We start from the raw sequence: 16,531 nt of genomic DNA on the forward strand, positions 1-16,531 counted from the left end.
TTAGTATTCTTCTACACGAATAACTTTAATAGAAAGCATCTAAAAATAAAAATTCATTTGTCTAATTCCTATAACTACACTAAATTGAATCAAGTCAACAACTTAAGTTAGGGAAGAATAATGAAAAAATTTGCTTTGTTGCTACTGCCTGTTTATTTGACGGGCTGTAGTGTCGATAACGAAGAAGCTGAACAATCCGTAGCACAAGAGGTTAAAGTGGCCGCTCCTGTCGCAAAGAAAGTCCCGAAAAAAATGCAGATTCATGGTGATGAGCGCATTGATAATTATTACTGGTTACGTGACGACACCCGTTCGGATCCAGAAATACTTGCCCATCTTCAAGCGGAAGAAGATTACGCCATGGCTAAATTGGCGCATACTCAAAAGCTGCAAGATACCCTATATGACGAGATGATCGGCCGTCTTAAAAAAGACGATTCATCGGTGCCTTATACGAAAAATGGTTATACCTATCAAAGTAAATTTGTCACAGGCGGTGAGTACCGTATATACAGCCGAGTGAAACAGGGCGAAAGCGAAGAACAGGTATTGCTTGATGCCAATGTACTGGCCGAAGGTAAAGATTACTATGCCAATGGCAGTGTCGAAGTCAGCCCAGACAATAGTTTATTAGCTTATTCTGAAGATATGGTCAGTCGTCGTATTTATACGATTAAATTTAAAAACCTCGACACCGGCGATATGCTCAGTGATGAATTAACCGGTACAAACGGGCAAATCATTTGGGCAAATGATTCGAAAACGGTGTTTTATATCCGCAAAGACCCAACGACCTTGCTTGGTTATCAGGTTTATCGTCATACATTAGGTACATCTCAAGATGATGACGTACTTATGTACGAAGAAACCGACAAGTCATTCTATACCTGGATTGGTAAATCGCTGGATAATCAATACATTGAGATTTTTCACAACAGCACCGTAAGCCTTGGCGTGTCATTACTTGATGCAAATAATCCACAAGGCGAGTTTAAGGTCGCACACGCGATAGAGCGCGACTTAGAATACAGCGTGCAACCTCACGGTGACCAGTTTTATATTCTAACTAACTTAAATGCTAAGAATTTTAAAATTGCCAAAGTCGCTAAAGCCGATGTTGCTGACAAGAGTAAATGGCAGGACGTTGTTGAACATCGTGACGACACCTTAATCAGTGACATGTTAGTACTAAATGACGCCTTGGTTTATGTGCAACGGGAAAATGGTTTGATGGGCATGAGAGTGATGGATTTAAATACTAACAAGGTTGCCCCTGTTGAATTTGATGAATCTTTATACTCGGTGTACCTGCATACCAACGTCGATTTTAATGCACAACAAGTGCGTGTTGGTTATCAAAGTATGACCACACCTCGCTCTGTTTATGACATCAGTTTGGATTTAACCTCCATTGACCTTAAGAAACAAGATGAGGTACTTGGTGGTTATGACGCTAAGCAATATCATTCTGAGCGCATTATGATGAAAGCCCGTGATGGCGCTGATGTGCCGGTTAGTGTGTTATACAAAAAAGACATGTTTAAAGGCGATGGCAATAACCCGTTATTGCAATATGCTTATGGCTCGTATGGGTCAACCAATGATCCATCTTTCAGTGATTCGATAATCAGTTTGGTCGATCGAGGCTTTGTTTATGCTGTGGCGCACATACGTGGTAGCTCTATGCTAGGCCGTAAATGGTATGACGACGGCAAACTACTGCATAAAAAGAACACCTTTAATGATTTTGTTGATGTTACCCGTGAATTGGTGAAAGGCAAGTATGGCGCACAAGACGAGATCTTTGCCTATGGCGGCAGTGCTGGTGGTTTATTAATGGGCGCGGTAATCAACCAAGCACCCGAACTCTATCGTGGCGTTGTTGCAGCGGTTCCGTTTGTCGATGTGGTTACCACCATGCTAGATGCGTCTATTCCATTGACCACAAATGAATATGATGAGTGGGGTAATCCAAATGAGCAAGCCTATTACGAGTACATGTTGTCTTATTCACCATACGATAATGTCGAGGCCAAAGCGTACCCGAATCTATTGGTTACAACGGGCTTGCACGACTCGCAAGTTCAATACTTTGAACCGGCTAAGTGGGTGGCGAAATTACGTGAGATGAAAACAGACGATAATGAGTTGTTGTTCCATATAAATATGGAAGCAGGCCATGGTGGTGTTTCCGGTCGTTATAAACGTTATAAAGACCGTGCTCTGGTATTCGCATTTATGCTGGATTTGCTGTCGCAATAAATACGCTATTCTCTAGTTGATTTTTCGCCAGTCATTAAAAAGCGCTATCAAAAAGATAGCGCTTTTTTTATCTGTGACGTGAAAGGCCTTGTATGCGTTAAAATATCTAACCGCTATTCTTCATTTAATATGATCTCACGTTTAACCTGTTCTTTTTGCTCGTTGTAAACCGCATACAAGGTCTCTGCCATAGAGATAATGTCGCTGGCTATGGTGAGTGTGTAGTTGCCGTCATTCATCAAGGATGTCGCCATATGTGCGGTGATTTTTTTATCCTGTAATAGGGTGGTGATATGACGATAAAACTTTTGATCTATGCCTTGTATTTCCTGTTTTAAATCTTGAATCATCATCAATGCTTTTTGATCGTCATTTTCTACCCGTATCATGACGCGTACACCGTCAAGTTCGCGAATGATGCGAGCGATCATCAGCCGCATCAAGTCATACTGCTCTTGTAAGTCTTTATTGCTGTGCACAATCGCTTGAGACATATTTTTACGCAGGTGTTTCATCGCTTTTACCGACTCGACAATGTTTTGCGTTGCCGATCGTAACCAATGAATCGATGACGATTGCTCAACTTCCCAGGTAAACGATGCCTTGGAAATAAACTTAATTATCTCAGAGTAAATGCCTTTTATTTCAGTTTCATAGAGACCATCAATATCAAGATCCGTTACGGTTCGGCTATTTTTTACAACCAATTCAAGATCTTTGTCTGACAGCACTTCTTCTCGATTTAAACTCAGCCCCTCACACAATACATTGGTCGATAATTGGTACATATGGGCGGTTTCCTTGCGCACCGCTTCGACTGCGGTTTCAGGGAAGTCGACAGAAATATTATGTAAATGAATGGCGCCTTTGCCTTCCACCGTTGGTTCTTTAAATATGTTTTCTAAAAAACTGACCATTTTATTGACGAATGGCCACATGATGACCACCCCTGCGGTATTAAATAGGGTATGAAATACCGCCAGTTTTAGAGTGTAATCGTCGTTGGCAATGCCTAAAACCTCACTAGAGTAGTTGACTGCCACTAAAAACTGTTGCAAAAAGATTATCGCAACTAAGCCCGTAACCATATTAAAGATCAAGTGGGCTGCAGCCAGCCGTTTCCCGGGAATGGCTGCGCTCATTGCGCCGACTACGGCGGTGACGGTGGTGCCGACATTCGCACCTATGGCTAACGCAAGAGAGTTTTCATAAGTGATTTGCCCCGCAGCCAACGCGGTGATGATCAACACCATGGTGGCATGACTTGATTGCATGATCACCGTTGCCGCGATACCGATTAAAGAGAACAACATCAAGCCGGCGAATCCTTCCATGGCAAATTGCGCTAGGTCAATGGTGTCTTTAAAGGCTTCAAAACCGGATTTCATATAGGAGATGCCGAGAAACAAAAAACCAAGCCCGGCAAGAATAAAACCAAAGCCTTTTAAGTTCTTTTGTTTTTGCAGTAATAACACCACACCAAAAACAAGCATGGGCATAGCATAGGCGGATATCTTAACTTTAAGACCAAGTCCGGCAACCAACCAAGCTCCCGTGGTGGTACCTATGTTGGCGCCAAAAATAATACCAATGCCGGCGGCCAGACCAAGCAGTCCTGCACTTAAAAAGGAAATGGTAATAACCGAGACAAGAGAGCTCGATTGCATAATCGTGGTTGTGGCGATACCAAAGCCAACACTCTTCCATTGCTTGTCTGTGGATTTTTTTAAAATCCGTTCCAGCGTACCGCCGGTAAACGTATTAAAGCCTTCTTCAAGAGATATCATGCCAAATAAGAAAATCGCCACACCAGCAGCTATCTCTTTAAAATCTGGGCTGATCCAAAAACCATAGGCTAGGACTAACAGAATGGTAAATATTAGAATTTTTTTAAACATAGGGCGGCACCAAAATGATTGAAACACATTTACTACCGTGTGTATTTACTAAGTGTATCAGAGGTTTTTTCTTTAGCTAATCAACAACTTTGATAAAGCTGTTGCAATTATAGTTAATCGTGCTCGTCATTTTTTAACGTCATTTGTTTGTCTTTTACTGGTGCTCGTCATTTCTTTCTGGTTCGTCGTTTGTTTTCGTCACTTTTGCTCGTTAGGTTTTGGTTTTGGTTTTGCTGTGATTGTGCGTTTATTGCACTAAGCCCCATAACTTGTTGTCTGTATTGGTTATTTTAAAGTTTGGCACGCTTCTCGCATTGTAAAGAATACAATAATAAAAAATTATGGACAGGGCATGAAATCGTTCAAATTTTTAGAAAAATCCGTTTTAAGGTCTGCGCTAATGACCTCGCTGCTCGTATTAACGGCAGCTCTCCTATACGTCGGTCACCAACATGCGGAAGAGCGTTTTTCGTATATTGTGCAAGGAGCAAGTAAGCCGACACTGGTTAATGCTGTAGAGTCAGTCGGTGGTGAAGTACTGCACAAGTACACTGTCATCCAAGCAATCTCTGCATTAATGACCGATGCTCAAGTGAATGAGGTGCGAAACGCTCATCCTATGATTCGTTTGTTCAATGACGATAAAGTGCAATTGAGCATGGCTAATGAGCAGGACGTTGCTGCGGCAGAAGCATTCGCTAACGATAGAAATACCTATGTATCGACCCTAACTGGCGCCAGTCAGTTGCATCAAAATGGCATAACCGGTAAAGGTGTTGGTGTTGCCATCATCGATACAGGCGTGCGTCATATGAAAAGTATCAAACAAGATACCACAGGTCATAAACGTAATTTAGTGCTGCATAATGTCTTAGGTGGTACAGATATAAAGCACGATGAAAATGGTCACGGTACCCACGTGGCAAGTATCATTGGTAACAGTTCATATAGTTATGACAGAAATGGAAACCAAATGGCTTTCTATAATGGTGTTGCTCCTGATGCGGATTTGTTGGTTGTAAAAGCTTTCTATGAAGATGGCAGCTCAACTTACACCGAGATCTTAAAGGCCCTTGATTATGTTATCTCCCATAAAGACCAGCATAATATCAAGGTTCTTAATCTGTCGTTCTCGGCTAATCCGCAGTCTTTTTATTGGGACGATCCTATTAATCAGGCCGTTACTTTAGCCTGGAGCAAGGGCATTACCGTGCTTGCTTCTGCAGGTAACAAAGGGTCAGATGCGATGAGTATTGGTGTGCCAGGCAATAACCCTTATGTTATTACCATTGGTGCTAGCTCAGACAATGGTACGCCTTATTTCCTTGGTGATGACATCTTGTCATCGTTCTCAAGTGCTGGCCCAACGGTCGAAGGATTTATTAAACCTGAATTAATTGCACCGGGTAGCAAAATCCAAGGATTAATGACAGAAAATAGTTATATATACCGAAATTTCCCAGAAGCCGATACAGGCGGCAAATACATGGCACTATCTGGTACTTCTCAGTCAACAGCGGTTACCTCGGGAATTGTTGCCCTGTTGTTACAAGAAGACCCAACCCTCTCCCCGGATGATGTCAAATGCCGCCTGTTATCGTCTGCTATTGCAGGCGCTAATTCTGAAACGGATGAATATACCTACAGTGTGTTCCAACAAGGTGCCGGTTTTGTAAATGCAGAACGTGCCGTGAATTCTGATGCTGTTGGCTGTGCCAATCGTGGCATGAACATTGAACAAACGCTAACCGCACAAACTAAGTATCAACATTACGTTGGTCCAGCACGTTACAATTTACAAGAAGGCAAGTTTTACCTAGTCGGTAATAAAGAATACAGCTGGGATGGCACCTACGCCAGTGGTCACTTGTGGCCTGACGATGAAATCGGTGCTGATGGCCACTTATGGCCAGACGATGAAATTGGCGCAGCGGGTCACTTATGGCCAGACGATGAAATTGGCGCTGATGGTCACTTATGGCCAGATGATGAAATTGGTGCTGATGGTCACTTATGGCCAGACGATGAAATCGGTGCTGATGGTCACTTATGGCCAGACGATGAAATCGGTGCTAATGGTCATTTATGGCCAGACGATGAAATCGGTGCAACAGGTCATTTATGGCCAGATGATGAAATCGGCGCTACCTACTATTTATGGCCGAACGACACCATTACCGCCTACGGGTATTTAAAACTAGACGGTAAGTTCTTCACTAATGGACATTTATGGCCAGATGATGAAATAGGTGCAGACAATATCTGGTCACAGCAAAGGATTGAAAATGCGGCCATAACCAATACTTGGTTTGTCGAATAAACGAAAAATAAAAAAGGCACCTCAGGTGCCTTTTTTATCGGTATTAAAATTCGCGATAAATATAGTCAAAACATAGACGTGACAACGGATTGCGCAAGTGTTTTAATGTGATAAAGCAGTACTCCCAAAAATTATAAAAATAAACTGGGTTTAATCGATGTATAAAACCAAACTATCTTTTACGATGCGCAAATTAAGCGCTTCTTTTTGTTGTATTTTTCTGGCACTAGTTAGTGCGCAGTTATTCGCGTCGTCGTATCGATATTCCAACCATGAGATTCAATTTACCAACTTAAAAGACAGCAAACGCTTATCACAACAATCGGTTAATGCCATTGCTCAAGATAAAATGGGCTATATCTGGATTGGTAACCAAAATGGTTTAAACCGCTTTGATGGTATCTCTTCTAAAGCTTATAACCATAACCCTCGTGATCCAAAATCCCTTGCAAGTAATTGGGTTAAGGACGTATTTGTTGATTCAGAAGAGCGGATCTGGGTATTAGGTGATGGTGGTATTAGTTTATATCTACCTGAGATTGATGGCTTTCGTAATCTAAGTGATTCAGCGCAATACAAAGATATCATTCCAAGTGATTTTGATGTGGCCGCAGAAGACGCTAACGGTAACTTATATTTTGGCAGTCGTAACCAAGGTATTATTGCGTTTATTGATAATGGCTCAGATGTTAAACATTTTAACGAACTTGATGGTAAATCCCATCTTAGTGGCAATGCGATAGCCGATCTTCAATTTGATTCTGCGAATAATTTTTGGGTAGGAACAACGGTTAATGGTCTTAATTTATTAAAACCTGGAGAAGACTCCTTTGTTACATTTTCTACATCGACGCAAATTTCGATACCCAGCAACAAAATAAAAACCATTTATGAAGATAATTCCAATATTCTTTGGATCGCCACTGGCGATAAAGGGGTATTTACGTTCGATCCTATCGGTGGCGTACAAAAGCGTTATATCTCATCAGAGCAATCGGGCACTTTATGTCACGATAGCGTACATGACATATATCAGGATAAAAATAATATTCTGTGGTTTGCTACCGATAGTGGCTTATGCCAATACCAAAGTGAAACCGATAGCTTTATCGCTCACCGCCATAGCGATGCAAGGCCCACCAGTTTAATAGATGATAGGGTCAAAACGTTATTCCAAGACGACGGTGGCGTTATGTGGGTTGGTACACAAAGCGGTTTAAGTCGTTGGAACGCAAGTTTGGCCAAGTTTCCTCATGTTCGTAAGGGAATGAACGATAATATTTCGTCGGATGTCATTGCCTCATTTGCTGAAGACGCAGCCGGCAACTTGTATGTTGGCACCTGGGGCGGCGGCTTAAATGTTTTTGACTCAGATAACACCAAAACCGAAGTGATTAAAGCGAGCCCGGGTACAGAAGGCGCCTTGCAAGATGAGCGGGTGTTAAGTTTATTGGTCGATTCAAATGACAATTTATGGGTAGGCACATTTCGTCAGGGCCTGCATCTGCGTCGCAGCGGAGAATCAACATTTCAACTGTTTACCAATGACCAAACCAAAGAGCATCATTTAAGCAGTAACGCCATTTCAAAAATCATCGAATTACCAAGCGGCAATATCGTTGCTGCAACCTTTGGTGGCGGTCTCAATATTATTGATGCAAACGGCAAGATCACTCATATCGAAAGCGATGAGAACAATAAAGATTCCATTTCAAGTGATAGGGTACTCGATGTTATCTACGATGGAGCGAGTCATTTATGGATAGCGACACGCAGTGGTGGCGTCAATACTTACAACATTAAAAGTGGCAAAGTAAATTACTTTAGTCATCATCAACAACAACCATATTCATTGCCAACCAATAAAATTGTTAGTTTATTAAATACCGAAAAGTATATTTGGGTGGCTACCCAAGATGCCGGTTTGGCACGTATTCGCAAAGATAACTTCGCCAAAGGTAACATGCACTTTGAATTAATTGGTTTGCAACATGGTCTGCCTAGTTTGTTCACCTATGGCATGGTAGAAGACGATGACGGCTATGTTTGGGTCAGTCATACGCGAGGCTTATCGCGCATTAACGCTAAGACGTTAAAAGTGAACAGCTTTAATACCACGCATGGTTTGCAAGGCGAAGACTTTAACAGTGGTGCTTATTTTAAATCTGCTACAGGCAGGGTGTTCTTTGGTGGTTCTAATGGTTTTAATGCCTTTATGCCTGATCAGATCCCAATTAATAATTATCAGGCACCGTTACGGTTAACGCGGTTCAGTATTTTTGGTACTGAAATGCCAATTGAAAAAGTATTCAATCATAATGAAGTGCTTGAACTGAAACATTCTGATGCCTTTTTAGAATTTGAATTTGCGTCCTTGGATTACACCAAGCCAGAAGACAATCAATTTCAATACATGATGCAAGGCTTGCGTAATGAATGGGTTGATTCTGACAACAATAATCGTATTACGTTTACCAATTTACCGGATGGTGATTACATCTTCCGAGTGCGCGGTTCAAACAACGATGGTGTATGGAGCAAACAGGAGCTGAGTTTACCTATTAAGGTAAATCCACCATGGTGGTACAGCTGGTATGCCTATGCATTTTATGCCTTAGCAACATTACTTTTAATCGCAAGCTTGGTGATGCGCAGTAAGCAACGTCGTCGCGATCAACTAGCCTATCAAGCGCAATTGGAAAAAGACGTGGCGGAACGGACCGCAGAATTGCAACAGGCAAACGTTGCCTTGGAAGTCGCGGTTATTGAAACCAATAAAGCTAAAGATACCGCAGAACGAGCAGCACAAACCAAGTCTAATTTCTTAGCTACCATGAGTCATGAGATACGTACACCGATGAACTCGATCATCGGTATGAGTGATTTATTACTGAAAACAGGCTTAAATCGAACTCAAAATCGCTACGCGCTGTCTGTGCAAAAAGCCAGTCAAATGTTGCTTGATTTGATCAATGATATTCTCGATTTTTCAAAGATGGAAGCCGATCAAATTGAATTGGAAAAACAACCCTTCAACTTACATGAGCTGGTCGAAGAAACGGCGTTTTTATTCGCCAATCGCGTTCATGACAAAGGCGTTGAATTGGCGGTAACTATTGACCCTCATGCGCCGGTATGGGTTGTCGGCGACGCGTTACGCATTCGCCAAATTATCGCCAACTTGCTTGGCAATGCCGTTAAGTTTACCGAGCAGGGTCATATTGAAATAAGCTGCTCTGTAAAAGGTGACCATATTGTCATCAGTGTGTCGGACACAGGCATAGGGATTGCCAAAGCCAATCAAAATAAGATTTTTAAAGCGTTTCGCCAAGAAGACAGCTCGACTACCCGTCGATATGGTGGCACAGGTTTAGGCTTGGCGATCATCAAGCGATTGCTGGAAGTCATGAACGGCAATATTGATGTGGTATCGATACCTAACAAAGGCTCAGTGTTCACCATTAACTTACCTTTGGTAAGAGCTGAGCAGCATGAGCAGTGTCAGTCACAAAGTTTTGATTCTCATGTTGTCGTGCTCAGTGATTCGCAAATTGTGCGTCGCATGACCATCAATACCCTGCATCGATTAGGCATTGATGCTGATACGATTGATAAGCCTTTAGACTTTGTATCTCAACAACCGCTGAATGATGCCGATTTATACATCATTGATAGCCCATTATTGGAAAACCCAGCGGTTAAGCACTTTTTTGCCAAACGTAAACACGTGGTGTTGTTAACCAGTACCTCAGCGGATGGTAAGGTCAAGGATCATGGTTTCCATTTAGAAAAACCGCTAAGAAAGCAAGTAACCATAGAAGTGTTGCATGACTGTCTAAGTGGCACCATTCGTGAGGAAAAAGACGGTTTTGTTGATGCCTTTGCCAACGTCGATGAGTTTAGAGCTCGAATTTTGCTTGTTGAGGATGTGCGCACAAACCAAGAAGTCGCCACCAGTATGCTGCATATGTTTGGCTGTGAGGTTGATATTGCCGAAAATGGTCAGGTAGCGTTAGAGATGGTTAAGACAACCCAATATGACCTTTTACTGATGGACTGCCAAATGCCGGTCATGGATGGCTTTGAAGCAACCCGAGCCATACGCAAGTGGCAAAGTTATATGAACCTTGAGGCGGTGCCGATTGTCGCGCTAACCGCAGGGGTTGGTTTGGGGTATGAACAAAAATGTATCGATGCGGGTATGAATTCACACACCTATAAACCGTTTACCATCAATCAAATATTGACGGTGTTAAATCAATTTTTGGCACACCTTAAAGTTGACGATGCTGAAATCGATGAGTTTATCGAGGCCTACCATATAGAAGGTAGCCATGCTCAGGGGCAAGATAACGCAGACCAAGGAACGATTGAAGACTGCAATAACGAACGTCAGTCATCTTCGGCGCCACAAAAGCCATTGCAAACAACCGACAATCTGATTGATAAAAGCGCGGTTGATGCCATAAAAGACATAGAAAAGATGACCGGCAAGCCAATTTATGCCAAAGTCTATAAAACATTTAAAGAGGAGTTCGCTCATAAATACCAAGCGCTTGAACAAGCACTTGAAAGTAATGATAGCGAACAGGTACGAAAAACCGCTCACGCCATGAAATCACTGAGCGCTAATGTCGGTGGCAAAAAGCTTGCTGACTATTGTGCGCAAATTGAGCGAAATGCCAGCCAAGGAAATATTGACACTTGTTTACGCTATAGCCAGCAGTTGCAAGATGTATACGGCGAAACCAATCTTGTACTTGATGAAATAGCCAGAGAAGTTGTATGAGCGAAGATGAATTAAAAGATTATAACGGGTATAAAGTACTGGTCTGTGATGACGATCCAACCTATCTGATGTTAATGCGAGATACGTTAGAGGCAGAAGGTTTTTACGTGATTGATGCGTGCGACGGCGAACGTGCCATTGCGGCATTTATAGAACATGAAATTGATATCGTACTACTTGATGTTGAAATGCCTGGTTTAAGTGGCCATAAAGTTTGTGAGCGCATTCGACAGCACCCTAAAGGTAAAGATATTCCTATCTTAATGATCACCGGTGCAGATGATTATCAGTCTATTCGCCGTGCCTATGATATTGGCGCAACCGACTTTTTACCTAAGCCGATTCGCTGGCCAATGATAGGCCATCGTGTTCGCTATATGTTGCGTTCACAACAGGCGGTAAACGAGCTTAGACACTCAAAAGAGCACTTGCATTATCTTGCCTATTACGACAGCTTAACCGGGTTACCCAACAGACAAAGTTTTTACGACAAGCTTCATCATTTGATCGAGTCAGCGCAAACCAATAAACAAAGGCTTGGCGTACTGTTTATCGATCTTGATCAGTTCAAGCGAATCAACGATACCTTAGGCCATAATTTTGGTGACAAAGTCCTTAAAAAAGTTGCCAAAATACTTGATCAAACTCTGGCAAGTTATCACGGCGTATCGCCAAGTAGCTTGAAACCTCAGGTGTCACAAGTGGCCCGTTTAGGTGGTGATGAATTTACGGTATTTTTGGATAACATCGATACCTTGGATGACATCAATGTGGTGGCGCAAGATATCATCGATGCGGTGTCTAAACCTTTGATGATTGAGCAATACGAAGTTTTAGTGACGCCAAGCATTGGCGTATCGGTATTTCCGGATGACGCCATTAGTGTAACCAATTTGATGAAAAATGCTGATGTTGCTATGTATCATGCCAAACAAGAAGGGCGAAGTTGTTTTAAATATTACAGCAGCTCTCTCAACCATTTGGCTGCCGAACGCTTGCAAATGGAACAGGCATTGCGTAAAGCGGTTGATAATAATGAACTGGAAGTATTCTATCAGCCACAAGTGTGCAGCAAAGCCGGTAATATCGTCGGCGCTGAAGCATTAGTTCGTTGGCGCAGTGAAGAGTTTGGCTATGTATCACCGGCTAAATTTATCCCTATTGCCGAAGAAACAGGCCTTATCGCCGCGATTGGCGAGTGGGTATTAGAAAATGCCTGTATGCAAGCCAGTTTGTGGCAAAAGCAGGGGTATCATGACTTAAAAGTCTCCGTTAATGTCTCAAGCATTCAGTTTCGCCGTGGCACTTTGCTTAGCCATTTAGAAAAGGTGTTACAACACACCCAAATTAATCGTAAATCATTGCAGCTGGAACTGACCGAAAGCGCCATCATGAATGACGTCAAAGACAACATCAGCCGATTACAACAGATCAAAGATCTTGGCGTTGATATTGCCATTGATGACTTTGGTACCGGCTATTCATCGCTTAGTTACTTAAAGCGCTTTCCTATCGATACGGTAAAAATTGATCGCTCATTTATTATTGATCTCGCCACATCAGAAGATGATAAAGCCATTGTTCAGGCAATCATTGCTTTGGCTAACGCACTTAACCTAGATGTGATTGCCGAAGGCGTTGAAAACGATGCTCAGTTGCACGTACTAGAGCAACATGGTGTGACAATGGTACAGGGCTTTTTATTTGGCGCAGCGGTTAACGCCACTGAATTTGAAGCCTTGTTGTCACATGATTATTGTGGCTGGGTTACTGAGGGGCAGGCGTAATGACCATTGATTGCCAACAACAATTATTACAACAAGCGGTTTCTGCTATTGGTGAGGTACAGGTTTATCTCGACAGTCGTGGTCAAATCGTTACTGCCAATCAATCGGCATTATCACTTTTAGCGCCGGTGGGTGTCGACATTATCGGTCAACCATGGCCGACATTGATTCGTATGCGTGAAGATTTAAGTTCTCGCCACGCCGAGCAGTTTATCGACGCCGCGATTAAAGTTGATACCTTAACTAAATTGCAACCCATCGCGGTACAGTGTGCGAATAATGCCAGTGTTTTGCTCGACGGTATTATTGCGCCTATGCATTACGATGATATGGAACGCGGTGCGGTTTTATTTCTTAGACAACTGACTCGCCTTGATCATTTACCTATGGGATTGGCGAATCATATTGGTGATGAAAACAAAAGTGTATCGGGAATCTTGTTATTAAGCCCAGATAACTTCAACCAAGTTAATATTGAATATGGCCGTGAAATCGGTGACAAGGTTTTGTATGGCATAGGTGACTTTTTACGAAAGTTTGCTCGCCCTGGCGATTTAGCATCGCATTATGGCGGTACCATCTATATGTTGATGTTTTATGATACCAACGAAGAGCAAATGCTGAACATGAGCAGTCGTTTGCAGACGTTATTGCATGAGCATCGTTTTGCCGGATTGAATCAATCATTGTCGTTCAGTTGCGGCTTGGCATTGAATAGCCAAGAAGTCAGCTATTCGCCAATTGAATTGTTTTATTATGCCAACTTTTCGTTATCGAATGCCTTGGAGACCGGTGGCAATCAACTAAACCAATGGCAGCATCAAAATACCTTAACGCAAATAGGTAATCTGGATAAAATTTCCGGAAAAGTATCGCAAACCACCGATGGCGATTATCAAAAGATGTTGATGCAGTGGAGTATTATCAACCAACAAGGTGATAACGCCCGTAAAGAAGAGTTTATTGAAAGTACCCTAGCTCACCTATGTCATGGCTTTGAACTCGACCAAAGTGGTTATTATGAAATCGTTGATAGCGGCAATGGCGTCACCAGTAAGTTGTTGTGTGCCATAGACCAACAAGGTCAACCTGTTGAGCATGCTGGGTTAACCATCAGTGATACACAACTGCAATTTTTGGCGTCGGTAGAAAATGCCAGTTCAGACTATCGAGTGTTTACCTCGGTATTGGCCAACTCAGGCACGCAATCAATCGTTGGTGTCTATGATGAAGAGCGGCTATTAGGCTGTTTGTCATTGATAAACCATTCCGGTATGAGTATTCAAAAGCGCGACCATCATGTGTTGTGTCATATCGCAGACTTTATTGCCATGACCTTAACCAAACTAGGTCACAGTGATACCGCTGTCGTTAGTCAAAATAAAAACCATGTACCAAATTTTTGGTTTAATTCGATGTCGATGCATAAGTTAATGGATGAGCTGCAACTGGTGGCACCGACCAATGCGACAGTCCTAATTACGGGTGAATCGGGTACTGGTAAAGAGATGTTGGCTAAGAGCTTGCACCATTTTTCCGATCGAAAAGATCAACCTTTTGTTATTTTTGATTGCGGTACCGTGGTAGAAAATTTGGTCGAAAGTGAGTTGTTCGGTCATGTTAAAGGCGCGTTTACTGGCGCCAGTAAGGCCTCTACTGGTGCGATCGCTAAGGCGGATGGTGGTACCTTATTCTTGGATGAAATTGGTGAATTACCTCTGGAAATGCAAGTTAAATTACTGCGTTTTGTTCAGGAAAAACAATATTCGCAAGTCGGCTCAAGTGATATTAAACGCGTCGATGTGCGTTTGGTTGCGGCAACTAATGTCGATTTAAAAGAGCGAATTAAGCAAGGTTTGTTTAGAGAAGATCTTTATTACCGCCTAGATGTGTTCAACCTAAAAAATATTCCCCTGCGCCAGCGCAGTGACGATATTTTGTTAATCGCATCGTCTTACTTGCAAGTATACAATCGTGAGTACAATAAAGGCATTACGGGTTTCACCGCCGATGCCAAACAAGCATTATTAGATTACCCTTGGCCGGGTAATATACGAGAATTGAAAAACTTAATTCACAGAGCGGTAATTTTATGTTCTGAGCAACAACTTGGTTGCGCTCATCTTGGCTTATACCATAGCGGTGAAAACGTCATTGATACTGAGCCTGAGCACACGCAGTCGTCTGTTCAGCGCGAGAACACTCATTTTACTAATAATCAGGCTGATATTGCTGGCGTAGCACTGCCTAGTGTTTCGTATATGAGTGCGTCCAATAGCAATGCCATGCATGGCGAGGCAGCACAATCCAATGTGGCGTATGCTCCGGCGACCGCACATAACTTGGCAGCGCATAGCCCTGTACCGCATAGCCCAGCACCGCTTAACACGCCATCTGCCAGTCATTCAGCAGTATCAAGCTATTCGCCAAACACTGTAGCCTTTATGTTTGACCAAGGTGTTGAACAAGCATTGACGGAATTGGTTTTTGCCATTAGTGATGTGACCTTGCCGTATCAAAAACTGCCACCGGTAGCGAGCTATCTTGAATACGCGCTGTATCAATACGCGATGAATCAGTGCCAGCAGGTTGTGTTGCAATCGGCGAATGTTCTATTGCTGCCAGAGGCAACTTTTAGACGTCGTTGGCAAAAGCTTCAGCAATTGCCCGAGGTACAAGATTATAAGTTGCTAGGGTTGATTAATCACATCTCTGAATCGCTTATGCGCATGCCATTGGCAGAGCCTAGAGTGGATTTGATGCAACGTTTATTGGCTAAAGCGGCGTTAGATAGTGGTTTGGCAGCCAATAGGGCGTGTCAATTATTGGCGATGTCGGCACCGACATTTCGAAAGCTAAAGCATCGATTGGCGGCTTAAAGCATTAAGCCGATAGGTGATAAACAAAAAAACGCCAACATATGTGTTGGCGTTTTTTTGTTTGGAACAAGCGCTAACGATCAGCGTTCGTCGTCTATTCGGTCACCTATCTTGTTAAGAACGGTTACTTCACCATCACATACTGCAATAATGGATTTACCTTTCTTAAATTCCTCATCAATAACGACTCGACCGCCATCTTTTTGAGGAAATGTCTCAATGGCGTGTTTTAGTTGTAAAGAGGTTATGTCGTAATAAAGAATGGTTACTTTTCGCTGGATAACTTTAGCCATGTGATTATTATTATTTCCTAATTTCTACAACAGGTCTTACCTGCGCATATAACCGTTCCGTCGCTGGTTTTTTGACCTATGAAATCACACAGTCCATGTGTGTTAACTATTTGTAACTACGCTTATTTATATCGAAGTCATATCAATATGTAAACCTATAACTGATAACAAAGATTATTTTCTGTAAAAAGGCTTATAAAAGAGGTGACAAGCGGCTAGGATTAGGGTTTAATCAATAGTTTGAAAGACGACGGTTTACTGACTTTTGACGTGTGTTTTTTGTTCAGTGAGCGTTAATTATCT

General features: G+C 42.4%; 7 protein-coding genes. 5 read left to right on the forward strand and 2 right to left on the reverse strand.

The annotated features are described in order from the left end of the window. Positions 1-120 precede the first annotated feature (120 nt). Positions 121-2,262, forward strand: a complete 2,142-nt coding sequence (locus tag E2K93_RS15980; RefSeq protein WP_135440046.1) for a S9 family peptidase — start codon at positions 121-123, stop codon at positions 2,260-2,262. A gap of 113 nt (positions 2,263-2,375) precedes the next feature. On the opposite strand, the gene E2K93_RS15985 is transcribed toward E2K93_RS15980, so the two are convergent. Further along, the gene (locus tag E2K93_RS15985) at positions 2,376-4,160 is read right to left on the reverse strand and encodes a Na/Pi cotransporter family protein (RefSeq protein WP_135440047.1); all 1,785 of its coding nucleotides are present in this window, start codon (positions 4,158-4,160) and stop codon (positions 2,376-2,378) included. Between the two features lie 400 nt (positions 4,161-4,560). Between E2K93_RS15985 and E2K93_RS15990 the strand changes: the two genes are divergently transcribed. The 4 genes from E2K93_RS15990 (at position 4,561) to E2K93_RS16005 (ending at position 15,935) form a co-directional block, all read left to right on the forward strand. Then, the gene (locus tag E2K93_RS15990; RefSeq protein ID WP_189637800.1) at positions 4,561-6,480 is read left to right on the forward strand and encodes a S8 family peptidase; all 1,920 of its coding nucleotides are present in this window, start codon (positions 4,561-4,563) and stop codon (positions 6,478-6,480) included. Between the two features lie 157 nt (positions 6,481-6,637). After that, positions 6,638-11,269, forward strand: a complete 4,632-nt coding sequence (locus E2K93_RS15995) for a two-component regulator propeller domain-containing protein (RefSeq protein ID WP_135440049.1) — start codon at positions 6,638-6,640, stop codon at positions 11,267-11,269. Beyond that, the gene (locus E2K93_RS16000) at positions 11,266-13,056 is read left to right on the forward strand and encodes a putative bifunctional diguanylate cyclase/phosphodiesterase (protein WP_228445370.1); all 1,791 of its coding nucleotides are present in this window, start codon (positions 11,266-11,268) and stop codon (positions 13,054-13,056) included. The genes E2K93_RS15995 and E2K93_RS16000 overlap by 4 nt, the downstream gene beginning before the upstream one ends. Then, positions 13,056-15,935, forward strand: a complete 2,880-nt coding sequence (locus E2K93_RS16005; protein WP_135440050.1) for a sigma 54-interacting transcriptional regulator — start codon at positions 13,056-13,058, stop codon at positions 15,933-15,935. The genes E2K93_RS16000 and E2K93_RS16005 overlap by 1 nt, the downstream gene beginning before the upstream one ends. 80 nt (positions 15,936-16,015) lie before the next feature. Here E2K93_RS16005 and E2K93_RS16010 read toward each other — a convergent pair whose 3' ends face one another. Beyond that, the gene (locus E2K93_RS16010) at positions 16,016-16,228 is read right to left on the reverse strand and encodes a TIGR02922 family protein (protein WP_135440051.1); all 213 of its coding nucleotides are present in this window, start codon (positions 16,226-16,228) and stop codon (positions 16,016-16,018) included. Positions 16,229-16,531 lie beyond the last annotated feature (303 nt).

This window comes from Thalassotalea sp. HSM 43 (assembly GCF_004752005.1).
Lineage (GTDB): Bacteria > Pseudomonadota > Gammaproteobacteria > Enterobacterales > Alteromonadaceae > Thalassotalea_A.